General features: G+C 67.6%; 24 protein-coding genes and 5 pseudogenes. 15 read left to right on the plus strand and 14 right to left on the minus strand.

Going from position 1 to position 25,121, the window contains the following annotated elements; genetic code table 11:
• Positions 1-132: 132 nt before the first annotated feature.
• From ACIQFX_RS09965 to ACIQFX_RS09975, 3 genes are read right to left on the minus strand one after another with little or no spacing between them, the layout of a single operon-like run.
• Positions 133-1,992 (minus strand): hypothetical protein, encoded by a 1,860-nt coding sequence (locus tag ACIQFX_RS09965; protein WP_402460624.1) that lies wholly within the window; start codon positions 1,990-1,992, stop codon positions 133-135.
• Positions 1,985-2,461: an ABC-three component system middle component 2 gene (locus ACIQFX_RS09970; protein WP_402460626.1), complete on the minus strand. Its 477-nt coding sequence runs from the start codon at positions 2,459-2,461 to the stop codon at positions 1,985-1,987. Before ACIQFX_RS09970 ends, ACIQFX_RS09965 begins: the two co-directional genes overlap by 8 nt.
• The gene (locus ACIQFX_RS09975; RefSeq protein WP_402460628.1) at positions 2,458-3,585 is read right to left on the minus strand and encodes an ABC-three component system protein; all 1,128 of its coding nucleotides are present in this window, start codon (positions 3,583-3,585) and stop codon (positions 2,458-2,460) included. The genes ACIQFX_RS09970 and ACIQFX_RS09975 overlap by 4 nt, the downstream gene beginning before the upstream one ends.
• Before the next feature lie 423 nt (positions 3,586-4,008).
• Between ACIQFX_RS09975 and ACIQFX_RS09980 the strand changes: the two genes are divergently transcribed.
• From ACIQFX_RS09980 to ACIQFX_RS10010, 7 genes are all read left to right on the plus strand, one after another.
• Positions 4,009-4,857, plus strand: coding sequence for a restriction endonuclease (locus tag ACIQFX_RS09980; RefSeq protein ID WP_402460631.1), 849 nt, complete (start codon positions 4,009-4,011; stop codon positions 4,855-4,857).
• 492 nt (positions 4,858-5,349) lie between these two features.
• Positions 5,350-5,694, plus strand: a complete 345-nt coding sequence (locus ACIQFX_RS09985) for a PadR family transcriptional regulator (protein WP_402460634.1) — start codon at positions 5,350-5,352, stop codon at positions 5,692-5,694.
• Positions 5,695-5,697: 3 nt separating this feature from the next.
• Complete coding sequence (locus ACIQFX_RS09990) at positions 5,698-6,093, plus strand: hypothetical protein (protein WP_402460636.1); 396 nt, start codon at positions 5,698-5,700, stop codon at positions 6,091-6,093.
• A gap of 29 nt (positions 6,094-6,122) precedes the next feature.
• Positions 6,123-6,590, plus strand: a complete 468-nt coding sequence (locus tag ACIQFX_RS09995; protein WP_402460638.1) for a hypothetical protein — start codon at positions 6,123-6,125, stop codon at positions 6,588-6,590.
• Positions 6,587-6,937: a hypothetical protein gene (locus ACIQFX_RS10000; RefSeq protein ID WP_402460640.1), complete on the plus strand. Its 351-nt coding sequence runs from the start codon at positions 6,587-6,589 to the stop codon at positions 6,935-6,937. Before ACIQFX_RS09995 ends, ACIQFX_RS10000 begins: the two co-directional genes overlap by 4 nt.
• A 116-nt stretch (positions 6,938-7,053) precedes the next feature.
• On the plus strand, positions 7,054-7,293 hold the full coding sequence (locus ACIQFX_RS10005) for a hypothetical protein (protein ID WP_402460642.1): 240 nt from the start codon (positions 7,054-7,056) through the stop codon (positions 7,291-7,293).
• A gap of 801 nt (positions 7,294-8,094) precedes the next feature.
• Positions 8,095-10,506: a Helicase associated domain protein gene (locus tag ACIQFX_RS10010; protein ID WP_402460644.1), complete on the plus strand. Its 2,412-nt coding sequence runs from the start codon at positions 8,095-8,097 to the stop codon at positions 10,504-10,506.
• Positions 10,507-10,688: 182 nt separating this feature from the next.
• Here ACIQFX_RS10010 and ACIQFX_RS10015 read toward each other — a convergent pair.
• Positions 10,689-10,976, minus strand: a pseudogene (locus ACIQFX_RS10015) (restriction endonuclease); the annotation flags it as partial.
• Between the two features lie 126 nt (positions 10,977-11,102).
• Here ACIQFX_RS10015 and ACIQFX_RS10020 point away from each other — a divergent pair.
• Positions 11,103-11,933: a barstar family protein gene (locus tag ACIQFX_RS10020; RefSeq protein ID WP_402460646.1), complete on the plus strand. Its 831-nt coding sequence runs from the start codon at positions 11,103-11,105 to the stop codon at positions 11,931-11,933.
• Between the two features lie 8 nt (positions 11,934-11,941).
• On the opposite strand, the gene ACIQFX_RS10025 is transcribed toward ACIQFX_RS10020, so the two are convergent.
• Positions 11,942-12,142 carry a recombinase gene (locus tag ACIQFX_RS10025; RefSeq protein WP_402460648.1) on the minus strand — a complete coding sequence of 67 codons (201 nt, stop codon included), beginning with the start codon at positions 12,140-12,142 and terminating at the stop codon, positions 11,942-11,944.
• 118 nt (positions 12,143-12,260) lie between these two features.
• On the opposite strand from ACIQFX_RS10025, the gene ACIQFX_RS10030 reads away from it, so the two are divergent.
• Both ACIQFX_RS10030 and ACIQFX_RS10035 read left to right on the plus strand, forming a co-directional pair.
• On the plus strand, positions 12,261-12,884 hold the full coding sequence (locus tag ACIQFX_RS10030) for a DUF6000 family protein (RefSeq protein ID WP_331906705.1): 624 nt from the start codon (positions 12,261-12,263) through the stop codon (positions 12,882-12,884).
• A 59-nt stretch (positions 12,885-12,943) separates the two neighbouring features.
• Positions 12,944-13,219 carry a hypothetical protein gene (locus ACIQFX_RS10035; RefSeq protein ID WP_402460651.1) on the plus strand — a complete coding sequence of 92 codons (276 nt, stop codon included), beginning with the start codon at positions 12,944-12,946 and terminating at the stop codon, positions 13,217-13,219.
• 29 nt (positions 13,220-13,248) lie between these two features.
• Here ACIQFX_RS10035 and ACIQFX_RS10040 read toward each other — a convergent pair whose 3' ends face one another.
• From ACIQFX_RS10040 to ACIQFX_RS10065, 6 genes and pseudogenes are all read right to left on the minus strand, one after another.
• Entirely contained in the window at positions 13,249-15,741 is a 2,493-nt protein-coding gene (locus ACIQFX_RS10040) for a tyrosine-type recombinase/integrase (protein WP_402460654.1), read from the minus strand.
• Positions 15,738-16,553: a tyrosine-type recombinase/integrase gene (locus ACIQFX_RS10045; protein WP_402460715.1), complete on the minus strand. Its 816-nt coding sequence runs from the start codon at positions 16,551-16,553 to the stop codon at positions 15,738-15,740. Before ACIQFX_RS10045 ends, ACIQFX_RS10040 begins: the two co-directional genes overlap by 4 nt.
• A gap of 165 nt (positions 16,554-16,718) precedes the next feature.
• Positions 16,719-16,979, minus strand: a pseudogene (locus tag ACIQFX_RS10050) (integrase); the annotation flags it as partial.
• Between the two features lie 277 nt (positions 16,980-17,256).
• Positions 17,257-19,233: pseudogene (locus tag ACIQFX_RS10055) on the minus strand (tyrosine-type recombinase/integrase); the annotation flags it as partial.
• 61 nt (positions 19,234-19,294) lie between these two features.
• Positions 19,295-20,434: a tyrosine-type recombinase/integrase gene (locus ACIQFX_RS10060; RefSeq protein ID WP_402460717.1), complete on the minus strand. Its 1,140-nt coding sequence runs from the start codon at positions 20,432-20,434 to the stop codon at positions 19,295-19,297.
• Entirely contained in the window at positions 20,331-20,657 is a 327-nt protein-coding gene (locus ACIQFX_RS10065) for a hypothetical protein (RefSeq protein WP_402460720.1), read from the minus strand. Before ACIQFX_RS10065 ends, ACIQFX_RS10060 begins: the two co-directional genes overlap by 104 nt.
• 15 nt (positions 20,658-20,672) lie before the next feature.
• On the opposite strand from ACIQFX_RS10065, the gene ACIQFX_RS10070 reads away from it, so the two are divergent.
• Positions 20,673-20,933 carry a hypothetical protein gene (locus ACIQFX_RS10070; protein ID WP_402460732.1) on the plus strand — a complete coding sequence of 87 codons (261 nt, stop codon included), beginning with the start codon at positions 20,673-20,675 and terminating at the stop codon, positions 20,931-20,933.
• A gap of 515 nt (positions 20,934-21,448) precedes the next feature.
• Here ACIQFX_RS10070 and ACIQFX_RS10075 read toward each other — a convergent pair.
• Positions 21,449-21,889, minus strand: a complete 441-nt coding sequence (locus ACIQFX_RS10075) for a PQQ-binding-like beta-propeller repeat protein (RefSeq protein ID WP_402460656.1) — start codon at positions 21,887-21,889, stop codon at positions 21,449-21,451.
• Positions 21,841-22,155: pseudogene (locus tag ACIQFX_RS10080) on the minus strand (PQQ-binding-like beta-propeller repeat protein); the annotation flags it as partial. The pseudogene ACIQFX_RS10080 and the gene ACIQFX_RS10075, both read right to left, overlap by 49 nt.
• Here ACIQFX_RS10080 and ACIQFX_RS10085 point away from each other — a divergent pair.
• A pseudogene (locus ACIQFX_RS10085) lies at positions 22,154-22,294 on the plus strand (IS5/IS1182 family transposase); the annotation flags it as partial. The pseudogenes ACIQFX_RS10080 and ACIQFX_RS10085 sit on opposite strands and share 2 nt — an antisense overlap.
• Before the next feature lie 31 nt (positions 22,295-22,325).
• On the opposite strand, the gene ACIQFX_RS10090 reads toward ACIQFX_RS10085, so the two are convergent.
• Positions 22,326-23,465 (minus strand): hypothetical protein, encoded by a 1,140-nt coding sequence (locus tag ACIQFX_RS10090; protein ID WP_402460657.1) that lies wholly within the window; start codon positions 23,463-23,465, stop codon positions 22,326-22,328.
• 110 nt (positions 23,466-23,575) lie between these two features.
• On the opposite strand from ACIQFX_RS10090, the gene ACIQFX_RS10095 reads away from it, so the two are divergent.
• From ACIQFX_RS10095 to ACIQFX_RS10105, 3 genes are all read left to right on the plus strand, one after another.
• Positions 23,576-23,839, plus strand: coding sequence for a hypothetical protein (locus tag ACIQFX_RS10095; protein ID WP_402460659.1), 264 nt, complete (start codon positions 23,576-23,578; stop codon positions 23,837-23,839).
• A 275-nt stretch (positions 23,840-24,114) separates the two neighbouring features.
• Positions 24,115-24,252, plus strand: a complete 138-nt coding sequence (locus ACIQFX_RS10100; protein WP_402460660.1) for a hypothetical protein — start codon at positions 24,115-24,117, stop codon at positions 24,250-24,252.
• A 49-nt stretch (positions 24,253-24,301) separates the two neighbouring features.
• A complete protein-coding gene (locus tag ACIQFX_RS10105; RefSeq protein WP_402460662.1) occupies positions 24,302-24,718 on the plus strand; it encodes a hypothetical protein in 417 nt (138 codons plus the stop codon).
• Positions 24,719-25,121 lie beyond the last annotated feature (403 nt).

A 25,121-nucleotide genomic window follows, 5' to 3' on the forward strand; every position in this document is an offset into this window, starting at 1 on the left:
CCAAGCGCGCTGTTCATTTCGCTCCACTGCCGGACACCGTTCAGCTCACCCCGCCAGCCAGGGCGCCCGTGCCGCCATGCACGGCGGGCTTCCACCGCACGGGTGCTGGCACTGTCCATCGGACGAGCCGGCTCAGCTCTCGTTCACGTCGTCACCCAAAGCCGCTGCCCCGATGGGGAAGAACCCGAAGCGGTGGTCGTCGGGGTCGCGGCTGAACATGTACACCTGTGCTTCCTGGGCGATGTCGGCGGGCGGGTCGGTGTTCTCCACGACAATCGCCTGGCCGGTGAACCGGTGGAACAGGTCGCGGTAGAAGTAGTCGCTGACGCTGTCGGGCAGGTTCTCGTCGTCGGTGCGCCGCGCAGCGACGGGCTGCCGATAGGTGACCAGAGGGGAGTCGAGGATGAGGAATCCGGGATGGATGCGTTCCTCGCCGAGGCAGTAGTCGGCCAGACCGACGGCGAAGGCTGCGTGAAGAACCGCCCGCATGCCCTTGCCGTGACCGGCGCGGCCACGGTCGCCCACGAACAGTTCCGCGGTGTACTGGTCGTAGGACACGCTGTGGAGCTGGACGCGCCACGCCTGAAGGGCCTGCTCGACGGCGCGGTCGAACGCGGCCACGGTGCCGGCGGGGATGCTGCCCGTAGGGCGCCCGCCGGGGACAGCACCGTCGGCGACCAGCTGGTCGCGGACTTCCTGAAGCTCCTGGATCCGCTGGTGGAGTCCGAGCTCCTTCTCGAGGCGTGAACGAGCGGCCATCGCTTCCGAGGCCAGGTTCTCGACGGGGAGTAGTTCTTCTGTGACGCGGGCGATCTCGAGATCGGCTTGCTCGGCCTGGGCGGCGCAGTTCTCACGCTGTCCGGCGATGTCCTCGCGCTGGACCTGGAGATCGTCGATGGTCAGGCGCAGGTCGGACAGTAGGTGACGGGTTTTGCCGTTCTCGGCTGCGACCGCGGCGTGCAGAGCGGTCGTCTCCTGATCGTGCTCTGCCGTCTGGTGCTCTGGATCGGCACCGCAGAAGACACACGCCCCAGTGCGGAAGTACCCCAGGAGGTTGCCTGCCTCACCGACCATGGCCAGGCGAGCAAGGTCGGACTCGTACTGGCTGCGCAGGAGCCCGAATCGTCCGAGGAGATCGTCGATCTCCGCCAGACGCTGGTCGTACTGGCCGAGCGTGATAGCAACGTCCGCACGCCGGGCGGCGGCGGCCGTGTGCCGCAGGGTGATCTCGCGCAGGGAATTCGCGACGGTGTCCTGGTGGGCGAGCAGCCGGTGCAGCTGCGCCGCCAGCTCGCCCTCGTTCCCGCCGTGCGGATCGAGCTGGCGCTGCAGGTCGAGGATCAGTTCGTCCAGCAGCCCGATCTTTCCCTTCTGCAGCCGCCGCTGTGCCGCGTTCGGCCGGGCGTCGGTCACCGGCTCTCCCTGACCGGTCAGCAGCAGCTTCAGAACCGACTTGAGGGCGGTCTGCCCGCTGGTGCCGGTCGAACGCAGAACCGGCGGAACCTTCGACACCATCCGCGTCTCGCTGATCAGACACAGGTGCAGCAGGTCACGGAACCCCACCAGCTTGGTGCCGCCGGTGTCGTTCGTCGCGATCAGCGTGCCCTCGAGCCCGAGCCTCTCCAGCAGATAACGGGAGATGTTCTTCGAGCCCCTGGCACTCACACTCAGCTCAAGGTCCGGCGCCCGGTAGACCAGGTCCCGAACATCTTCATCGAAGACATGGATCCTGCTTGCCTGCGGGCCGCGCATGAGCGTGATGACACTGCCATCGGGTAGTCCAAGGCCGAGGAGGATCTGCGAGTATCCCTCGGCCTCGGGGATGAGGTCGAGCTTGCGCGCCCCCAGCATGTAGTCGATCGCCTCAGTGACGAACGATTTGCCGGTGTCCGAGGCGCCGTAGATGACGGTCAGCTTCTCGCCGAAGACGACCTGCGCCCTCTCCCGGCCGGAGCCGGCGAACGTCAGATGCAGGAGCCGGATGCTAGGCATGGTCACTTCCCGAAGGCGGCATTTGTGAATCGAAATCTCGGACCCACCGGTCGGTGATGGCCCTCGTCGCTGCACGCACATCCAGTTCGGAGGACGACCGGGCGGCGATTACCCACGCGGCCCGGTCCCTCAGAGCGGCGACGTAAGGAGCTTCGAGGAGGTCGACGAAACCAGGCCCCTCCTCGCTCGCCCGGTACAGCAGTCCCTTTTCGCCAGCCTCCACGTCGGCCAGCCCGGCCCGCATCAGCACGCCCAGGCCCTGCTCGATCAGATGCCGCCGCATCGCCAACTCGCCCGGACCCGCCGGCAGTGTGGGATGAAGACTGGGCGGCCCGTCCAGCTCACCGCTGTGCAGCATGACGTGATCCAGGTACACCAGCTCTGCCACGTCCAGCGGCTCGGGGAACGTGGCCGTGAGCAGGACCAGCGCGCGCATACCGACTTCGATCGGACTGTTCAGGGGGTTCACTGCTCCTCCTGGACCCACGTGAGACGGTCCTCGTTGGCGAGCTGGTGGCAGATCCCCTTACGGTCCTCGGGCTTCACATAGGTGATCAGTACGTTGGCGCCCAGCTGCATGTCCCGCGCGGCGGCGAGCACGGCCTTCATCCGCGCGTATCCGGTGGCGAAGTCATCCTCCTCCACCTCCGAGACGCCGCTGTACACGTCGCTCTGCAGAGACTCGAAGGTGCCTTCAGGCACGCTGTCGCGGGCGAACATGCGCAGCTGCTCGGCGCAGTAGAACGCCTCCCGCTGCCGCTGCAGGTTCGGCCCCGCTTTGGGGTGGGCGCGCGCCTCGTCCGGGACGTTCGGCGAGCACCCCCACTTCTCGTGATAGACGTCCAACAGCTGTTGGATATACCGGGTCTCCTCCGGCGCGTGATCGGCCGGTGCAGCAGGGATGGCAGGCCGGTCGGGCAACCGTGTGCCGAACCTCCTGACATGGTGAGGCGTCCTGGAGTGCTGTTCGAGGATCTTGTCGAGGTTGCCGGCCTCGAACCGGGAGAAGTCCGACCGCTCTGCGAGGTCCAGCGCACGCTTCAGAGGGGTCTCGCCGTACTCCTGGGCGAGTTTCACCGCGTTCTTGTCTGCCCACTCGAAGAAGGCCGTTCGGAGCGTAGACGGCTTGGCGAGAAGCTGGATGAACGAGCCGCCGACCTTGGGGGCAACGAAGACGTACCGCTCGGGCAGTACCTTGTACTGCCGCTCGGCCACCGCGGAGTGGATTTTGAGGATCTCCGGGTAGGCGACAGCGCCGCTGATCGCCTTGTCGTAGTGCTTGCACTGGAAGCAGTGCCAAGGACCGTCGGTCTTGCCCAGGGTGAGGAACGCGGCGATATCTGCACCACGATCGTTGGATCCCCCCATGCGTACTACGTCCACGTAATCGGCCTCCTTGAGCGCACTCACCCACTCGTAGATGAACTCCTCCCACTCATCGGCCGAGTGGTGCACAAGGATCTGCTTGGGCGTCAGCGTGGGCGGCATGGCCATCATGGGGGCGACCACTGTCACTGGCGTCTGCGCAGGCTTGGGCAGCTCATAAAACAGAGGCTCAGCATGGAACGCAGAGAACCGCTCCGACGTGCTCATCGACCCCCCGGTCGTACATGAAACGGAACCCCAACTCCGTCGTTCCTACCACCTGTCTCTACACCACGGATAGAGGAAGTTCAGCCAGCAACCACCGACAATGTCACTTACACACCCTCCGCCTGCTATCAGCCTTCCGGGCGGGATTTGGACCCCCCCGCCCTTCCGGACCCGCTCCGCGCCATCAGCAAGCACTGTCAGTCCTCTTTCTTGCGATCACCGCGTGTCGGATGCCTTCACCGTCCTGGGGACCCACGACCCACGACACGTGCCGTGCCCTGCGCAAGGCCGGCCGCGCGGGCGAGCGGCCGCTGGTCGCCCACTCCGGCGTCGAATAGTTCCTGCCCACCTGGTCAACGGTGGTGTCGGTGGGGCGCCGTAGGGTCTCGGGGAGTTAGTGCGGGGATCGTCAAGGAGGCGCGCGTGCGGCGGGTTCGGCCTGAGTATCCGTATGGGGTCGTCGCCAGCTGGAAGTTGGGGCTCATCGTGCTGGGGGCGCTCGCGGTGCCCGTACTCGACAACCTGGCAGGCGGGGCCATGCGGCTCCAGGACGTGTCCGCCGCGCTGACGCTGGGGCTGCTGCTCGCCCTCCCCGTCGAGTTCACCGCCCGCGTCGCTTTCCGGCGTCGGGTACGGCGGTACGAAGAGGAGGCCGAACGCCTGCGTGCGGAGGCGGAGCAGCTCCGCGAACGACAGCGGAGCTTGGAGGAGGAGTTGCGGCGGCAGAAGGAGCTGCTGCGGCTCGCGCGGATTCGGGAGGAGGAGGCGCAGCGCCTGCTGCACCAGCAGGAGAGTGCGGCCCGCCGGGTGGCGTGGGAGGCGGGACTCGAAGCCAGCCGCAGTACCCGGAAGGCGGAGTTCAGTCTCGATGCCCGGGCAGTGGACGGGGCTTCGCCGACCGGGTTCGAGGAGATCGTGCGGCGGCTGCTGGAGCGGGACGGTCTACGGGCCAAGGTTGTCGGCGGCCGCGGCGACCAGGCGGTGGACGTGCTCGCCGTCGACGCTGCCGGCCGCACCCTCGCGGTGCAGTGCAAGCACACGGTCGGGGGTCGTAGGGTCGGCTCCGAGGTCCTTTACCGGATCAACGGAACGGCCGGGCCCGTGTACGGAGCCGCGCAGTCGATGGTCGTGACGAACGGGTCGTTCACCCGCGACGCCGCCGCCTGGGGGAAGAGCCAAGGGATCCTGCTGGTCGACCGGGAGGCGCTTCTCGCTTGGGCGCAGGACGCCGACCACGTCTGCCGGGTCGTTGCCCTCGCGCCGCCGTACTGAGCGCGGACGGCTACGGTGCGGAGGCGGGGGCGGTGTGGAGTTCCGCCTCCAGGCCCAGGACCGCCGTGGTCGTGGCGCCGACGGCCCTGCAAGGCCAGCCGGGGCGCCTGCCTGCAGCATCCCCGGCTCCCTCGACGCCAACGCGCCGACCAGGACCGTTGGTGATCCAGGAAGTCAAGGTTTCTTGAGCATGCCTGGGGCAACTCGGAGCGCCGAACGGGGGAGGTTTCAGTTTCAACGAGGCTCATCAAGGGGCCTCGGTCCGGTCCGCAAGTCGGGCGCGAAGGCGCTGGTTCCCACCTCGCCCGGATCAACCCGCGGTACTCGCCCATGACTCCAGCCTGCTGCTACGTGCCGTACGGGACCTATGTGCGTGGCTGGGAGGCTGACCTGTGTGGATGTCTGTCACCGAACTCCGGCGGCAGGCATCTTGCATGACGGACCTTCAGATAGGTGTTGTCTTGCTGGTCGGACCCATATTAGAGTTTGAGTATGGCTAAGACTCCGCGCATGACGCTCCAGACGCAACTGGTGCTGCGGACGTTCCTGGAGACGCCCGCGAAGGCCCGCTACGGCCTTGAACTCTCTGACGCCGCAGGCCTCGCCCCCGGCACCATCCACCCAATCCTCGCCCGTCTCGAGAACGCCGGCTGGCTCGAGTCCTTCTGGGAAGACCAGAGCGAGATCGAGAAGACCGACCCGCCTCGCCCCCGCCGCCGCTACTACCGCTTCTCGCCCGGCGGTGCAGAGTCCGCCCGCCTCGCCCTCGCCCAGGCCTACAACGGCGGAGCCATCTCTGCGCGGCTTCGGCCCGCTACCGGCGGACTGGGAGCGTAGATCATGCGCGGCGACACGAACCCCGACGTATTCGCTCGTGAGCCGGCTGACCGCCCCCCGAGGCCAGGTCAACTGTCCAAGAACGTGCAGGATGCACAAACGATCGCCAAGACCAGCGGTGCTGTCCAATACGTCGAGACGCCGAAGGCCATCCGCTTCTGGGAGACCCGGCTTGTCGCAATCAAGCCACCAAAGCCCCCTCGGACCTTCGATTTCGCCTCCCGGCTGCTTCCCACGCAGGAGCGGGAACGCTGCTTGGCGGAGTGGTCCAGCTTCTTGTACGACATGGGGGACAGGCCGCGGCGAAGCCGCGCCGCCTACATGATTCAGGTCCTGTTGTGGGTCGGCCCCACGATGGCCTGGATCCAGCGGATGGAGAAGCGTCGGGGGCACGCGTGACCACTACTGGTGACTGGAGGCGTGGTCCCTTGGCGAGTTCCCAAGCCAAGGAGGTCCAGAAGCTCGCAAACAAGATCGTTGCGGATCCGCGCCTTAGGGCGGCATCCCTCGTCAAGAACAAAGCACAGTTCGACGCCGCCTTCAACGAGCTCCTGAGAGAGCTCTACCCCGGGCTGAAGCCTGAGGCAGTCAAGAACCTTCTCGGGGATGTACACACGGCGGCCTTCCAGGCCCTCCTCCTATCCGACGAAGGACAGAAGTCCGTCGGGCCAAAGGCCCGACGCGACAAGCGCTCAACCCGGGTGATCAACGTGGCTGTCCAGTGCCTGCCCTCTGCGGAGCGCGCGCGTTGGGCTGAGGAATGGGCCGCCGAGTGGCAGGACATGGCCAGCGCACGTCGTCGCGCCAGGTGGGCCTTGCTTGCCCGACTCCTCCTGAGCACCGGCCCGAAGCTCGCATGGGTGCTTCGCGTACAGCACCGTAGGGAGGCAGCATGAGCGCCATCCTGGAGGCCGTCGAAGTCGCCACGCAGGGCGCCTCGTCGACGGCGACCCTAGCCGCCGCGTATGCGGCGTGGAAGCGACAGCGCAATGGGGAGCATCCATCGGTAGTAGCGGTGCAGACGCAGGGCGAAGCGCGGTCTGCGACACCGAGCAGCCGCAGCATTTCGCTTGCCGCCCGGCTGACAGGCGACAGCGCCCGGTACGCGGAGGAGTGGGCGGCGGAGTGGCACGACCTACCCAGACGTCCGCGCCGTATCCGGGCGATGTACCTGGCCCGCATCTCGACCCGCGCGATCCCGATAGGGGTGATCGCCTGGTCAAGGAAGCGCAGGAAGGCGTGAACATCTGCGCCCGGCCCGCACACCGGGCCCCGTACAGCAGTCCGCCGCCCCCCTCTCGGCCTAGGAACCGTGGGAGCGGCGGAACCACCCGGCACCACTATGAAGGAGAGCACCAGATGTCCATCCAGGATCCCATGGCCGTCGCCGGACCGGAACCCGGGCCCGGCCGGCAGCTCACGATCCCGCTGCGCTACCCCTCCGGCACCGGCGTCGCTCTCGCGGGCGGGATCACCATTGGTGTCACCTGGCAGTACATCCCTCCGGATGCCACGTGGCCGCTAGTGGTCCTCGGCACCGTCGCGATGGTCTGCGACACAGTGATCATCGCGATCAGGGCTCGCCGCCGCGCGAGCTGATCCGCAGTCAGGGGATAGCACCTCAGACAAACCACCGATCGCCCAACATGCCCCCCCCGCGCCCTGGACGCAGCGCACTTCCCATCAAGCCCTGGAGGCGTCCCCGCGTCGCGACCACCAGGCACCGCAGCCCCGCTGGTCACCTCCGGCCGGCGGGGCTGCTTCGAGTCTCAGCCCTCCGGGTGCTCGCGAAACACAGGCGACCGCGTCCTGTAGTGGTCGAGATCGCGAAGTACGTGGTGGATGGCCGCCTGGAGCGCTCGGTCAGCCTCCAGTGCTCTACGACCCACCTCCGAGTCCGCCGACTCGCTGGCTGGGCTCATCGACAGCGCTCCGTGAACGGCCACGGCACGCCCTTAGGCCGTGTGTCGAAAGTGGATCTTGGGCTGTGGATGATCACGGTTCATGGGTCGGGGAGATCTCACGGATGAGCAGTGGGCGATGCTGGAACCGCTGCTGCCGAAGGGCACGAGGACGGGGCGGCCGCCGGTCTGGCTTCGGCGACGGCGACGGCATACGGTTCCGACGCGTTAGACGGACCTACGGAACAATGAAGCTCCTGGCAGGCGGGTTTCGCCCAAGATCACCCTCAGCCACCGGGGGCTTCGTGTGCTTGCTCACCCGTCCCCGACCGTCCCACCCGGTCGCACCCTGCAGTGCCTGCCCGGGCAGATCAGAACCCGCTCTCGTGAACAAGCCATCATGCCTTGAGGCGGCCCGCGGGCACGGCCAGAAGCCGACGAACAGGTAACCGAGAGGCTCCTGGGCACTGCGGTCCATCGGCACGCGATGATGTCCGTCATGGTCACACCGGTCGAGCCCCCAGCCCAGCGCCCCGCCGACCGCCCTGCACTGCGTCCGGACCAGGAGCGCGGACTGCGGGCCGCGGTCAGGCATCTGCGCCGCCCGAACACCCGAGCCCTCTACGTGGCGGCCACCGGGACAGGTAAGACGCTGGTGTCGATCAGGGCCGCGGACGAACTCGGCGCCCGCCTGGTTTTGGTCGCCGTCCCGACGCTGGACCTGGCCGCGCAGACCGCACTCGCGTGGCGCCGCGACGGCCACCTGGAGCACATGGTGATCGTCTCCTCGATGGACACGGCCGCACACGACGCGCTCGCCGCCCGCAGGGTCGGTTCCGCCAGCAGCCCCCAGGCGCTGGCCGCTCTCATGTCGGTCGTGGGGGAGAGGGACGACCAGCTCCCCGCCCTGACAGTGATCTCCACCTACGACTCCCTCGACAAGATCGAGGCGACACAGCACACCCGCTACACCGTGCCCCCCTTCGATCTCGCCATCATGGACGAGGCCCACCGCATTGCCGGCCGGGCGGACAAGAAGTGGGCGATGGTCAACAACACGGCACGGATCCACGCCGACCGCCGTCTCTACATGACCGCCACCCCGCGCAGCTTCGCCGCCCCCGACCTGGCAGACTCCGCGAACACCGCCCGCCGCCGGCCGCGCCCCGCACCCGTGCCGGATGTGGATGCGGCGGGGAACAGCATGGACAACGAGGCCGTCTACGGAAAGAAGGTCTTCGAGTACCCCCTGGCGCAGGCCATCGCCGACGGCGTCGCCGCGGACTACCGCATCGTGATCCCCGCCGTCACCGACACCGAGCTCCGCACCCGCCTCAACCTCCCCGCCCCAGGCACACCCCCGACCGGCGCAGACCCCGACGACGCGCTGCGCACCACCGCGCTCCACCTTGCCGTCCTGGGCGCCATGACCAAGCACTCCATGCGCCGGGTCCTGGTCTTCTTCCACCTTGTCGAGGACTCCATCCGCTTCACCCGCGAACTGCCCCACACCCTGCGCCGCCTCCGCAACGCCGACCCCGACTGCTTCCCCGGCCTCGACCCCGACGTCTCCTTCGTCCACGGCGACCACACCACAGACGAACGCGCAGAGATCTTCGCCCGCTTCGCCGCCTCACCGAGCGCGATCCTGGCCAACGCCAAAGTGATCGCCGAAGGCATCGACATCCCCAGCGTCGACGCCGTCGTCTTCGCCGACCCCACCAGCAGCGTCACCCGCTGCGTCCAAGGCCTCGGCCGCGCCCTGCGCCTGGATGTCTCGGGCAAGACCGCCAGCCTTATCGTCCCCGTCTACATCCCGCCCAGTGACGACCCCGAGAACATCCTCGGCACCCCCTACGAGCCCGTCTGGGCCATCACCACTGCCCTGGCCAGCCACGACCACCGCATCCTCGAACGACTCCCCAACAAGACCAACCGCCTCACCACCGAGACCAGCCGCCTCATCCAGCACCGCTGGCACTTCGACTTCACTCTCCACCCCGAGCGCATCGCCCGCGCCATGGACCTCATCGCCTTCAACCCCCGCGGCGCCCTCACCCGCACCCGCCGCGAAGGCCTCGCCTCCGCCCAGGCGTTCCACGACACCTACGGCCACCTCGACATCCCCACCGACCACACCGACCCCGCAGGCTTCGAACTCGGCCGCTTCATCACCACCATGCGCGACGCCATGACCGCCGGCCGCCTCGAGCCCGAGTGGATCGCCGAACTCGACGCGCTGGGCATGATCTGGGACAAGCACGACGCCGCCTGGCGCGCCCGCCTCACCCAGGCAGCCGACTACCACCAGGCGCACGGCCACCTCGCCGCCCCCGCCACCACCCCCCTCGGCGCCTGGCTTGCCGAGCAACGCTCCCACGCCACACACGGCCGTCTCACCGAGGCCCGCGCCGCCGACCTGGCGGCCATCGACCCCGACTGGCAGCTGCCCCACGGCCCGGACTGGCACCGCAAGTACCACCTACTGCGCCGCCACCTGGAGACCGGCCAGCCCCTCACCCCCGACACCACCGCCGCCAGCACCAACCTCGGCAGCTGGGCCACCCGCCAGCTCACCACCTGGAAGAACCTCACCCCGGGCCAGCACCGCCTCCTCACCAACCTCGGACTCACCCCCGACGCCAGCACTCTCGCGCCCCGCCCCACAGCACGGCGGACCTTCGCTCAGACCGTCCAGATCCTCGAACTCTTCCTCCACCGCGAACGCCGTGCGCCCGCTGCCCGCGAGACGATCGCCGTCGACGGCGACACCGTCAAGATCGGTGCCTGGTTCGCCAAGACCCGTACCAAGATGCGCGCCGGCCAGCTCGACACCGAACACGCGCGCCTCATCGCCGCGCTCTTCGAAGGTGAATGGACCGACGAAAACCCCGTTCCCGCCTTCGTCTGACCAATCCCGGGGGAGTGGAGAGGCTACGGGCCCCTTCCGCGATTGCATCAACTTGCCTACTGCCGGCCCATCACTGAGACGGTCGAGCAGACGAGCCCCGAAGTCTGATGCCTGCTGTGTCTGTGGTGAGGGCCCCGGAAGCGGAACACTTCCGGGGCCCGACTACGACACGCCTTGCGTCGTCAGGACAGGGGCGTTGGACGGCGAGGCGGGGGTACGGCCCTCAGGAGTTCCCACAGCGGCCGTGAGCCGCTCGCCCACTCTGCCAGGACGGTCCGGTCGACCAGGTGCAGCCGCTGGGAACGCGCGAACTCCACTGCGGGCTTGGAGAACTTCCCGTTCGTGACGAGGACGACGACATCGCCCTTGTGCACCGGCCGGCCGGTGCCGTTGAGGACCTGTAGATCGGGTGTGCCCACCGCTGCCCCGGCCAGACCAGCCTTGCGGTGTTTGCACTGGATCGCCCTTCTCTGCACTTCACTCTCACGGGCTAAGGAGGATCCGTGACTCGTCAAAGAACCTCCGAAGTATCAGGGGACGGACCGGCTGGCGACCGCGTGTCAGGTCAACGGGGTGCCGGTAGGATCAGCGCTCTCATGGGGGGTGCAATGCGAACATCAGGGCGGGGCGGTGAGGGGCAGAAGTACGCCCTGACCTCGGATGAGGACGACGCTGACTTCTGGGGCTTTGCTCACGAGGCCGAGGGGTTGTTCACGCCGCTGCCGGACGAAGAGGGAACACGCCGAGTGCACCTCACGGGCTGCCTCCCGCAGGGCGGCCTACTGGAGAGCGTTAGCCACGTCGGCAGTCGTCGCGCCTTGGCGGGGAATGCCTGGTTCCAGCTCCTCGACGGTGACGGTGCCACCATGGGGTCCTACTTCGTCAATGAGGTCACCGTCATCGACGTCAAGCCCTCCACCTGCGGGGCCGGCCTCGTCGACCTCACGCTGACGCTGTGGTGCGAGAACGCCGTGGCCGGAGCGGAACGAGTATGGGACCTGATCCGCACGGGTCATCTGGACCGCACCGGCATGTGGCACGAGCTCGCCCCGGAGGACAGACGAGCATGGCTGTCGGTGACGCTGTGGTCCCAGGAGTACCAACGCCAGGGAAAGGCCGACGCTCCTGCAGGCCAGGTGTTCACCTTGGACGGTCGGCACATCGTTGACCGAGACAGCTTCTACTGCGCGATCGGTGAAGCCATCAACGGCCCCGGCGGATACTTCGGCTGGAACCTCGATGCTCTGACCGACTGCCTCAGAGGGGGCTGGGGTGCCACCACGCCGTTCACCGTGCACTGGGATTCCTCAGCCCAGGCCAAGGCACGGCTGCAAGAGCGTGTGCCCTCCGGAGAACGCGAAGTCGCGCTGTTCGACCTGCTCCTGGAGATCTTCGAAGAACAGGGCGTGAGCGTCATCCTTCGATGACAGTTTGATCAGTCCTGGGGGCGACGGGCGTGGGGCAGGCCGAGGTGGACGGCGGTTCGTTGCTTGATCCTTTCGGCCTCGATGCGCTTGGCCCGGAGGAAGGTCAGGGTCTTGTCGATGCCGTCGATCTCTCCCAGCCATCCTTCGAGTTCGGCCCGCTTGCGCCGCAGGATTAGGTCCTTCTCCAGCTCTTCGAGCCGGGACAACATCTTGGGGTTGACCTGGAGGACCGGGCAACGGATGCAGGCTTCTCTGAACTAGCGATCGCTACTCGAGGATCTGTGTAAATCGTTGGCAGCTGGGTCCTCGCCGGGCAAGGATGCAGCCATGCGCTATGCCAGCACCGACCCCGAGCTCATGGACCTGGTCCGACGATTCGTCACGCCCGGCCGGCGGTACCTGCGGCTGGGTGGAAGCTCGCTGCGGTTGAGCGGGCCTGAGCGCGACCTTTTCATGAGGGAGCTGGTCGAGGCTGCCGGGGAGATCACTCCCGCTGAGCTCGGCATCCTTTTCGAAGGCGGTTGGCGAGAGCGTAAGACTGCCTCTTGGCTGGTTGTTATAGCTGGCAGGACCGAGTTCCGCAGCCGTATCGGCGAACTCTTGCTGGCCAGCGGAGGCCCCTACGGCGGGTCCTACTGCATCGCCCTTGCCGCTTTCGGCACCAGCGCGGACGCCGATCTGGTCTGCAGATACCTTGATCGCTACTTGCCTCAACCCGACCTCGTCTACGACCAGACCTTTGCCCTCAGCACACTGCTTCACCTCGATGCCGTCCTTGGGACCGAGCGAGCATCCCGATACCTTGCCGCCGGTGGCCTGTGGCAGCAGTGGACCGATGCCACGTCGAACATGGTGCGGGATCCGCAGGAGTACCGGCAGGTCGTAGACCAACTCTGTTCTTTCGCCAGCGAGTGCGCTGAACTCTTCGCCAGAATGGAAACCAGGCGCTGATCCTCCCGGCCTGACCGCTGGACGCCGACTGCTTCGGACCCCTCGGTAGAGTCTGGGCAATGACAGGAAACCAGGGCCGCTGGCCAAAGAACGACCAGGATGGTGGCATCGAGGACGTGACACTCCTCATCCTGGAATGGCTGGGTGAGCAGGGCGTGAATGCCATGATCAGGATTGACGCCGAGAGGGGGGCTGATAGCGCGCCGGCGTGGACGTTCGCAGCCAGCGGCGGTCCCTTGGAGCATGGCATGCGTGCTGATGGGAGGACGGTGCAGCAGTGCATGTCCACAGCCCTCTCTCAGCTGCGCGAGGCTGGGCTGTCGATTCCGTTTTGATCCTCGTCTTCGCTCATCTCTGGCTTCGATCATGACGTTGGTTTCGGCGTCTCAGCGATTCCTCCGGACCGGCTGAAGCCCGGCATGCCGAGCTGGACCGCAGCCGACTGTCTCTCGGCTAGTGCGTCGACCTGGGCGAGCTTGTCTTTGGCACCGGCCAAGCTGACACGAAGCCCCTCAACCTCACCGAGCCAGCCTTCGCGCTCGGCCTCGGCGATGCGAGCGACGAGGTTGTCGTGGATCTCCTCCAACCGGCCGCGCTGGGCCGGGTCCGGCCGGAGAAGCGAGCAACGAACGCAAGCGTGTTCATGAACACAAGGGCTTGAAAAGGCGCGACCGCAGGTGCCAATGGAGACCTTGCGCTTCTCGAAGTGCGCGAGAAAAGCGTCCCATTCCTCCTCGGTCGGCGTCCGATACTCTTCGCTGGGCCGACTGGCCCGGCGACGGGCGATGAAGGCGCGGTGGGCCTCGATGGTCTCGGCTGGGTAGATCGCCTTGTAGCCCATCGTCGTATCAAGACTCCGATGCCCGCAGAGCACTTGGGCGATGTGCGGTGGCAGACCGTTCATGATGGCGTCGGTCACGAAGATCCTGCGGAAGTCGTGCGGGGAGAAGACGAGCGGTTCGCCGGCGGCGTCGGTCAGCCCGGTGGCGGCCAGCGCGTTAATCAGAAGCTTGCGGAGCGCGGTCGGGGTGAAAGCGCGGTGCTCGGTGCCGATATCGCGCTGGAACAGCAGCGGCATCGGCGGGTGCCAGACCCGCTCGTGGACGTCGTAGGAGGTCACCAGCGGGATCGCACGGCTGCTTCCTTGCAGGCGGCGGATGATCCTGGAGAGGACATCCGCCAGTTCCGGGCTGACGAGCAGAAGCCGTTCGCTGTCGGTCTTGGAAGGTGCGACCTGCAGCAGAGGCACGACTTCGCCGGTGCTGGGGAGCCGGTATTCGGTGATGCTGTGGTGGGTCAGCTCCAGGAGCTCCTCGTTGCGGATGCCGGTCAGACGCAGGACCTCGATCGCGGCGAAGGCCCAGAAGGCTTCGCTCTCCTCGTAGGTGAGGTTCCGCCGCCGCCCGGTCGAGGTCTCCTCGGCCCAGGTCAGGTGCCCGGCAGCCTTGGGCGCGACGGCTCTGCGCAAGGCTCCGGCGGTGTCGGGGATCAGATCCCCGGGTCGGGTGTGCTCGGCGGCAGTCAGTAGTTCGGCTGCGGCGCGTCGCCCGCGGTCGACGGTGTTGGTCAGCACCGGCAGGACGGGAAGCCGTTCGCGGGTGCGCTGATCCATCCGGGCCTTGCGGTGTTTGCGGTCCTTGGCCTTGCTGATCTCTTCGTCGCTGATCGGGCAGGGCACCACCCACGGAGCCCAGCGGGCCGGCTCCTCCACAGCCCAATGGGCGATGTCCAGATAGAAGGCGCGGACGCGGATGAGCTCGTCCTTGGCGTTCAGCCTAGGGCTGGCGACCTCGACGGCGGTGCCGTCCGGACCGATCGTGGTGCGCTTCTTGGTGGCGATGTCTGTCTTCCAGGCCCGGGCCAGTGCGGGTGGCAGCCGCAGGGAGTCGATGCCTGGTGAGAGCGCTTCGATCCGGGTCCAGAACAGCCCGGCCAGCGTCCGCGACACCGCGTCCACACTGGTGTAGTCCAACGACGGCTGCCGTTCGCGCAGGTAGTCCACGATCAGGTCGCGGACTGGGCGGCACCGGATCGGATAGCGATCCACGAGTTCTTCGATGCTCAGCTGGCCGGCGGCAAGCCCGAACGCCCGGATCGTGGCCGGGGCGTCCTCAGGGAAGACACCCAAGGCCCGCAGCCGAAGGTAGAAGTCGACCTTGCGCTGACCTCCGCGGACATGAACGCGGCGCAGAGTGTCGACCAGCTCCACGCAGTCGCCGACGGTGATATTCGCGATCGACCCGCCCTTGCAGGCCAGGAGCATCGCGATCCGGGTCGCCGCGATGGTGGCCTCGCCTCGGGCGCTGGCTGGCCCAGACTCGGCCAGCTGTGCCAGCCGTGCGAACCCCTCGGGGTCGCGGACCTCGGCCATGACCGGAGCCAGATGCTTGTGGGTGCGGGTGAGCATCCAGGCGAGGTCGGGACGGATGACGTCGCCGCAGACCAGCATCAGCAGCCCTGAGGTCAGGTCAACGCGCTCATACGACGGCGACAGCCCGCTCTGGCGCAAGAAACGCAGCGGGAGATCCGTCCAGTCCGCGCCGGGGATCTCCTCGGCGCAGCTGGCCTTCCACCGCTGCTGCCAGGTATCCCCAGGGAAGCTGGACAGCCAGCGCAGAAGCTTGGCGACCCCGCGCCTCCGCCCGGCCTGGGTGGCGTTGGCCGCTGGCAAGTACGGTGGCGCCGTCAGCCGACGCAGTACCTCATCCGCCGACTGCGCTGTCGCCGGCCACCACGCCTCCGCGGTGCGGGGCGGGAAGCGTTCCCGCAGTACGTTGTTCCGCGCCCGGGCCTGTTCGGCTGTCGCATTCGTGGTCTGCAGTTGTCGGCGCGTCGAGTGTTTCGTGGTGATGGTCATGAAGACCGCCCGAACAGCACGTCCAAGGCATCCGGGTCGTAGCCGGGTGCCGGAGGCGGCGGCACCGGCTCGGCGCGCCGGTCGGCGCGCCGGGCGTGGTGGGCCAGCACCTCGGCCACGACCTCGTCCTCGCGCGGCGCGAGGTAGATCTCGGTCGTGGTCAGATGCGCGTGCCCGAGGACCCACTGGACGTCGGTCAGCGTCAGCGCCGGGTCGCGCACCATGCGGGCGGCGGCGCTGTGACGAAGGTCGTGAAGGGTCCAGTCGGCGCCGAAGGTGGCGTTTACCCGCTCGAACATGCGGTGGGCGCCGTGGTAGGTCAGCGGCTGAAACGGACGCCGCAGCGTCCACCACACCGGCTGCGTCCGGCCCCGCGGCACCAGCCCGTGCAGCTCCTGCTGGTAGAGCCGCAGCCACACGAACGCGTCCGCCGAGGCCGGCACCTGCTGCCGTGCTCGGGAGCCCTTCCGTACAACGCTGATCAGCTGCTGTCCCGGGTCGATGTCGCAATGCCGGACGCCGATCAGCTCCGAGGCCCGGACTCCGCTGGAGATCCAGAACGCGATCAGGGCCCGGTCCCGGTTCGACGGCAGCGCCGCGAACAGCGTGTTGAACCACTCGTCGGGGATCGAGCGCGGAATCCGGCGCGGGACCGTGGGTCGGTAGCGGCCTGTCCGCTTCGGCGCCCAGGCGTCCATCGGGTTGTGGTGTGCGTGCGCGCGGCCGGAGCGACGCGCCAGGTCGAGCGGGAACGGGTTGAGTAGCGGTCCGGATCCGGCATCACGGTGCAGGTCGTAGAACCTGCGCAGCACCGTCTCGCTGTGGGCGACGGTCGACGGGGCATAGCCGGGCCCTGGGGTGGTTTTCCCGGTCACCGGGTTCGGGGCGCCGACGGTGCGGGCTGGCCGCCGCTTGCCCGCGGTCGCTCGCGGCTTGACTGTCAGCTGGATCCAGCAGCTGAAATCCCGAGCGTCCACGCGTGTCGCTCGATCCCACGGCACTTCGACCGCGTGCAGGAACCGCCACCATCGCAGCAGGTCCATCCCGTAGGAGCGGACGGTCGCCGCCGCCTTCCCGGCAGCGAGCAGTTCCTGGAAGAACACCGCGACCGGCGCCACGGCCGCGCCGTTGCCGTCGACGAGCCGGTAGGGCTCGTACCGGTCGCCGGTCTCCATCAGCCGACCCCACCGAGGAACGGCCAACCTCGACAGATCCCGCTCGGGCACACGATCGTCCATCACGACCGCAGACCGTACTGGGCCGCAACGTCACCTGTGCCCTGAACTGCACAATCAACCTGGTTCGTTCAGTCAACGGGGCGTGTTCGTGTTGGCATGGGGTGCCGTAAGGGCGAGCGCAGTTACCCAGCTCGACCTTGCGTTTCTCGAAGTGCTCCTCGAACTCAGCCCACTCCTGCTTGGTGACCTCGCCGTATTCGATGGCTGGCCGCAGGGACCGGCGGTTGTTCAGGAACTGCTGGTAGTGAGCGACGACGTCCTCGTTGAAGACCGCGACGTATCCCTGAGTGGTCTGGAGATTGAGATGGCCGAGCAACGCAGCACCGATGTGGATGGGCAGTCCGCCGTTGACGATCTCGGTGGCGAAGAGCCGTCGGAAGTCGTGCGGGGTGAAGGTCAGTCCGGCGAAGGCTTTGTTCGTCTCGCCGATCTCTTGGCAGGTCCGGCGGAGCATGTTGAGCATGGTGCCGGTCGCCAGGACGCTGCGGATGGTGCCGACCTGTCGCTGAAAGAGGAAGGGCATGCGGTCTGACCAGCTCTTCTCGTGCCCGTCATAGCGGCTGACCAGCGGGATCGTCCGGCCGTCGCGGGTGTGGCGGCGGATGATCTGGGCGACGACGTGGAAGAGGTCGGCCGACATGGGGATGACTCGTTCGCGGTCGTTCTTCGACGGGGCGATCACTAGCAAGGCGATGATCTCGCCATTGGGTCGCTCGTATTGGCGAATGCTGAGGTGGGTGAGTTCTGACAGCTCTTCGATTCGGATGCCGCTGTGCCGCAGGACCTCAACCGCGGCCCACTCCCAGAACGCCGAGTCCTCAGCGAGGGTGATGTTGATCAGCTCACTGGTTTCTTCGTCATGGACGCGGACGGGGGGTTCGGCCTCGACCTTGACCAGCCGCTGGTCCTTCTTCGAGTTGCTGCGGCGGTAACGGCGGCCGTCGTACTCGAAGGGCTCGCCCAGACTGACCTGCCGCCCGGCTTCGAGCAGCCCCAGGAGTCGTTCGTGCCGTTCCTCAACGTATTTCACCAGGTCAGGCAGCAACGGCTGCCGTTGCCGGGTGCGGTCGGCCATGCGCCGGTTAATCTCGCGACGACGCTTGGAGAACCCCTTCAGATCCTGGGGGCGAACCGGGCAGGGAGCCGCCCAAGAGCCCCAGCGCTCGGGCTCGTCGACGGCCCAGGACTGCAGATCCAAGTAGAAGCCGCGGATCGCCAGGAGAATCGACTCGATGTTCTTTCGCTCTCGGCTACGGTCCTTCTCCCAGAAGGCGATCTCCGCCCTCCACTGGTCCCAGATGTCCTGGCTGAGGGTGAGGTCGGCCTGTCCGGGGCAGATCTTCTCGATCTTCGACCAGAAGGTCCCTGCCAGCAGACGGGCCAGGCCGTCCCGGGTGATGTAGTCGGTATCAGCCTGCCGGCGGACGAGGTAGTCGATGATCACCTGCCGGACGGCCTGGCTGCGGAGCGGGTAGCGGTCGACCATCTGCTCGGGGGTGAGCTGCCCGGTGTAGATGAACTTCCGCAGCGTGGAGGGGGTGCCGGGCGGAAAGTGTCCGATCGAATGCAGGATCTCCCAGGCGCCCAGAGCCGCGAAGCGCGACTGATCACCCCTGGCGCCGTGTGTGACACCCAGACGTCGGCACTCCAGCGAGTAGTGCAGCAGGGTCTCTGGAGTGAGGTGCCCCAAGGCGATGCCTTGGGTGGTGAGCGCGCAAGCGACGTCGAACTTGATACGGATGCGGTAACTCAACCCCAGGTCAGGGCGGGCGTCGACGGCTGCATAGAAGACGTCCAGGGCAGGATCGTGGCTGGCCGGCCCGAACCACTCGGGATAGTCGCTGAAGGTGTTCGCACGGAATCCACCGACCGAGGGCTGGATCACCCGCGCGCAGAACGCCAGCTTTGCCGCCGAGGTCACGTCATGTCGGTCCTGGGCCCGGTCGGAGATGACGAAGGTCTTGACCGGCAGTGCCTTGTCACCGTCGAACGGGCTGGCCTCCCACTTCGCCTGCCAGTCAGCTCCGGGCAGGGTTTCCAGATGAGTGAACAGCAGCCGCAGGCCGCGACGGCGCTTCTCGTATGTGGAGTGGGTGCGACCCGGCACGATCTGCTCGACCAGCGAGCACAGATGCTGGATCGAGGCCTGGGTCAGATCGCCGAAGGGTGCTGGCGGGCTGTCCGGCCGAGGGGCCGGTGCGGCCTTGACCGCGGCATCCGGAAAGCGGGTGGCGACCGGCTCGTCGAAGTCCATGCCCCGGAACAGAGTCCGGCGATTGCGGGCGGTGTAGGTCGAGGCAAGGGTGCCCTGGACGTTAGCCACCGAACACCGCCCGGACGTCAGCGGGGTCGTAGCCCGGAGCGAAGGACCGCTCGACGCGCGGCCGGTTGTAGTGCTCCTGGAGCTTGTCGAAGAGATCCTCGACGCGGGTCGTTAGGTAGATGCCTGTTGTGGCCAAGGCGGTGTGTCGCATGATCGCGCGTACTTCCGAGAGAGTCAGGTGGGGGTCGTTGGCCATCCGCTGAGCAGCGGTGTGCCGGAGGTCGTGGAGGGTCCAGTTGGTACCAAGCTGGGCGTTCGCCCTCTGGAGGGTGCGACGCATCGCCCAGTAGGTCAGGGGCCTCTCGGCGCCGTGACGAGTCCGCCAGACCGGCTCATCGGCGGCGGGAACGCCAGCCTCGTCGAGGTAGGCGGCCAGCAGCAGGAAGCCCTGTGGGCTGGCGGGGACCGGCTCGCGAAGATCGGTGCCCTTGGTGATGACGTGCAGTTGCTGGCCGGACCAGTCGATGTCGCCCATGGTGATTCCGAGCAGTTCGCTGGCGCGGGCTCCGCTGGACACGTAGAGCTGGAGCAGGGCTCGGTCACGGTCGTGGTTCATGGCCGCGAACAGCTCGTCCCACATCGTGTCGGGGATCGCCCGCGGCTGCTTCTGTGAGGTCCGCTGCCGCAGTCGGCCCCGGCGGTGCAACGGCGTCGGCTCGTCCGGGCTTCTATGGGCCAGGGCCCGTCGGCGCTGCACCGATTCCGGAACCGGGTTGGCCACCGGGCCGCGGCCGTAGTGCCGGTGGAAGGCGTAGAAGCCGCTGACGACGGTCAGAGCGTGGTTGATCGTGCTCGGGGCGTATCCAGCCTTCAGGTACTGCTTGCCGGTGCGGGTGTTCACCGACCCGGGCGGTGGGGCGGACGGATTGCTGCGGTGGCGCTGCGGGTTCTTCGCCGTCCGGAGCCAGCCGACCATGGCGGCGGCGTCCGCCTCGGTGGCCTTCTCCCAGTCGACGTCCAGCAGCCACAGCAGCCGGAACCAGCGCAGCAGATCGTAGGCGTAGCTGCGGCAGGTGGCCGGGCTGTTGTCACCGAGGGCGAGATCCTTGAGGTACGACTCGGCTGGGGCGACCAGGACGCCGGCAGCATCGACCACGGCGTACGGCGGGAACTTGCGAAGCAGTTGGACCACCGAACCGATACGGGGCACGTCGTGACGTCCCTCGATCAGTTCGCGTCGCAGGTCCTTGGGCAATGGGGCTCCTTGGCGGGTTTGTCGTTGTCCCGCTCAACGACCCAACCGAGGTGCAGTTAACAGACCATCGCCGCCCGAAGGGGTCGGTCGCCTTCACATCCGCGCCGTTGTCGCCCGCGCCGCCGACCTGGACCGCATCCGTGCACCCGTCCCGCCGCATCAGATCGCGCACCGCGTGCTCGAACTCCCGATGGTGCAGCGCGTCGAGGTGCGTCAGCGCGTAGCGCAGCCCCTGTGCCCCCACCCGCTCCCACTGCGCCGCCTGCTGCCGTCTGACCACCCAGAGCGCCACAGCTCCGCCGCCGACCAGAAGCAGAACGACCAGGACCCACGGACGGGCGCCCAGGAAGCTCGCAACGCCCATGAACACGGCCCACACGATGACCAGGCCGCCACCGAAAAGGACGAGCTGCTCGACACCAGACGCTTTGCGTGACCGCCGACGAGCCGACCGCCGCCTCGCAGGAACGCGCCGACTCACCCTCCGCTCCCGCTGCGGTCCCACTTGATCGGATACGACATGGTCGGCTCCGGCCGGGAAACCAGCTTTGGACCGCCCGGCCACGGGATCGGGTACTTCGCCGCTGGAGTCGAGCGGGGAACGGGCTTGTCCCAGCCGGGCCATTTAATCGGATACGTCACCTGCGTTGAGGACCGCGGCCCAGGTAACTGCTCCGCGCTCGCCCCGCCGCCCGCCGACGTACCGGTGTTCCCGAAGATCCCCACGGCCACCACGATCCCCACGGCGATCGCCGTCTGCCGCGCCGTCCCCGCCGGCGCCCGCCAGTGCCCTCGGACCACGGTTCCGTCGCTCTTCGTGTACTCCCTGATGAACGGCAAGCCTCAGACCCTCCCTGGTCGTGCCGCGCCTCCCTGCGCGACCGTCCTATCCAAGCACCCGCCACTGACAAACCGTCACCCCGCGATCACCTTTTGTGATCTTGGAAGGGGCTATGTACGTCCTGGCACCGACTGCTCCGCCAGGCGATGCCTCCTGAGCGGCGCGGGGCACCGTTCAGCAGTGCAGTGCAGGGCGAGCGCGTGGACCTTGCCGTTACTGCCCGTCACGTACGCTCTGTCGCCGGCGATGAGCGGGGCACCCTGCCGGGCTTCGTCCCACATCACCTCAGCACGCCAGACTTCTCTTCCCGAGCGTGCGTTCCAGCCGTGCAGGACTCCACCACGATGGCCTCCGTAGACAACGCCAGACGCGGTAAACGGCGCCGCGGAGAAGGAGCCAGAGGTCCTCTTCCTCCACAGCTCCGCCCCCGTACCGGCGTCGAGAGCCAGGAGGCACCGAGGCTGCCACAGCCCGAGATAGACGACACCGTCACCGATGTGCGCAGCTGCCGCAGCTCGCTGACCGCTCCTTCCACCCTTTCCGTCCGCCATCGTTCCCGACCGGTGCCAGCGTCCAACGTGATCACGCCAGCATCCGTGGTGGTGAGGTAGAGACAACAGTGCGCCGCTGCCGACCGTCCGACGAGATCGCTATCGACGGCGTGATGCCAGCAGGCCTGACCGCTGCCCACGTCCAGGGCGGTGACTTTGGTCAGTCCGGATTCGTGCCGGCTGACCACGTAGACACAGTCATCACCGATGGTCCAGTACAACAGGGTGCTGTCCTGTTCCGCGTGGACCCACTGCGGAGGGGGCATCGAGCCCACGATGTCCTGGCTGACTGGCTACCGCCGGCTCAACCACCGCTACGAGCGCCACCCCCGCAACTACCTGGCCTTCCTCGGCCTCGCCGCAGCCATCTGCTGCTACAAACGACTCCTCCGCCTCACCACATAGGACACGGTCTTAGCGGGTCTCAGGCGGTGCCCTACGCACCGTCCCCGAAGCCGGTGCCTCCATTGGCTTGCTCATGCAGGGTGTGGGTCCAGGTGTTCATGAACCCGGCGGCGCCGTGCTCGTCGCCGGGAATGCGGAAGACATGTGAGTCGGTGGCGAGTTGTGTCATGAGGGCTTCGTAAAGCTCGTCCAGCATGCCGCCGAGGCAGGCCACCAGACCTTCGGCGAACTGCTGGGGTGTGGGGCTGATCGAGATGACCTGGTCCAGGACCGGGCCCAAGCCACGTTCATCGATCCGTGCCCGCAGCGCGGCCAGCCCGGGGGTGTCCGGCATGAACAAGCCGTGCAGCATGTACATCGCGTAGAACGGCCGCAGCCCGATCAGCACCGTCCGCGCCCTTACCAACTCCTCGTCACTCGCCCCGAGCACCTGCTCCACCGAGTCCACCTCGCCGAGCAGCTCCCACGGCACCGGCGGCGCCTCGCCGCGCTCGGCCGCGCCCAGCATCTGCGCCCACTCGCCGGCCGTCAGATCAAACATGCCGACCGCAGCGAACCCCTCGGCCAGCGCCTCGGCCCCGACCTCCTGCGGCCCCAGCCCGAGCGCCGCGAACAGATGCACCACACCACCGGAGCCAGGCTCGTCCGGCGGATCCTCACCCGCCAACAACGCCGCCCGCATCACCGCAGGATGCACCGGCCGACGATGGGGTCGCGCCGCGAGCATCCGGCCCGCCACCGCATAGAGCGCATCCTGCCCCTCCTCACCCGCCCCCGCCGCGCCCCGCGCGACCTCGAGCAGCCGCTGCGACACCGACCCCTCCAACACCCACACCAGCGCCTCACGCACCGCCCCTGCCGGCGGCTCGGGCACCACCGCCGCGCCCGGGAGCACGGGCATGCCGGCCTCGGCGAACCAGTCCAGCACGGCCAGCCGTCGGTTCCGTCCCTGCCGCAGATGCCGCGCCAGCGCCGCCGCGGTCTCGACCACGACCGGATCGACCGCCTCCACCACCGACCCTTGGCCCCGGCCGAGGCCCCGCCGCCGATGACGCGACAGCAACCCGGCACGCCGCCAGCTCTCCAGCCGGCTAGGCGTCACCACCACGCCCCGGGCCGCGAGTTCACGAACCACCTGCTGATCAGCCGGACTCGGCGCTCCTCGTGCCATACCGACCATTACAACCCCGAGAAGTACCTGCCCGGACGGAAATCCGACTCTGGCCCACTGGTGGTCAGCACCCGCTACCGCGGGGCACCGACGACGACCAGGAGCCAGCCATGAACCCCCACCACCCCACACGCGTCCGTACCCGAGCCGCAGCCGTCCTCACGACCATCGTCTTCGGCCTCCTCATCACCACCGCCCTCCACTCCGCCCACCTCACACGCCTCCTGCTCGCCCTCGCCGCCACCCTCGGCGCGATCACCGCCACTCTCGCCCTCGCGGCAGCCTTCGCCCCCACCACCGCCACCCGCCAAGCCGCAACCCGCACCCTCGACCTCCTCCTGCGCCTCGTGCCCTGGTACACACCCCGCAGGTGACGTGGGGGCACCTCGCCGGCATCGGTGACTGTCGGCGGCGCCTGGGAGCATGCTGGGTCATGGACGAAGAGCTGAAGATCCTGGAGCATGAGTTCCGCAGCGAGCCGGGAAGTTTTCTTTTGCGGCTGCGGTGCGGTCTTGTCTAGGACCGCGACGCCTTCGCACGTCTGGAGACAGCCGCGCGTACGGTCTGCGAGCGTCTGCAAGACGCTGATGCGTGCCTCAGGTGGCTTGCGCAGGGCTTCTAGCATCTAGCCACTGAGGTACCGGCCTGGATGAGTCACCCGAACTTTCCACGGCCGGAGCCGCGTGAGTACTACGACGCCTGCATCGAGAGGCTGTCGGACCTCGCGGACTGGTTCTTCCTGGGATGGCACACCTACACGGAGCCCCATGTGTGGCCGGAGCTGTAGCCACACTTAGGATTTGCGATCAACGCAAAATAATGCGACTGTCACAAACATGGATCTCGTTGCCGATCTCGCTGCCATTCGCAACCCCATGCCCACCCCAGACGCCGTCACTCCAGCCGACCTCTACCCCGACGCCTGTGCCGCCGTCGAACGTCACAGGATCGACGACGCACACCACCTCGAGGCCGCCGGCGACGGCCTCGACATCGATCCGCTCCTCCTGGCCCTCGAGGAAGCGCGCGCCCGCAAGTCCGCGGCCGATGCGGAGATCCGTCGACTCCTGGCCTACGGAAGGGAGTTCCACGGCACCCGTCCCTATCGCCTGGAAGCACTCGCCGAAGCCAGCGGCATGACCCCCTCCGGGATCCGCACGGCCTACGGCGCGGACGAACTGAGTCAGGTAGCACACGAGATCCACCGCGAGCCGAACAGCAAAGCTGCCAAGCCCAGCAGGCACCGCGACTGACCGCCGTGCCCTTCCCCACGAGAGCGGCCCAGGGCTTCATGGGGAAGGGCACGGCCCGCAGATCCGGATTCACCCAAAGTCTGGAACGAAGGAAACAGCCTGACAGCACGTCAGTCGTGCACCCGCTTTGCTGCGGCCAGCCCCCGCGAAGCGGGTGCATGATCTGAGGCGAAGCCGAGGAGCATGAGAGGGAGGAGAGCGCAGCGAACCTCCCTCCGAGCCGCAACGCGGCTCGGAGCAGGGGTGAAGCGCAGCGGAACCCCCGCACGTCCCAGAGCGAAGCGGAGGGACGTGGCCCGGCGAAGCCGGGCTCGAGCCGCAACGCGGCTCGGTTTAACACCCCCCGCGAAGCGGGGGGTGTTCGCTGTGAGGCTGCGCAGCAGCCTCTTACCCGCTCCGCGGG

This window comes from Streptomyces sp. NPDC093089 (assembly GCF_044754405.1).
Lineage (GTDB): Bacteria > Actinomycetota > Actinomycetes > Streptomycetales > Streptomycetaceae > Streptomyces.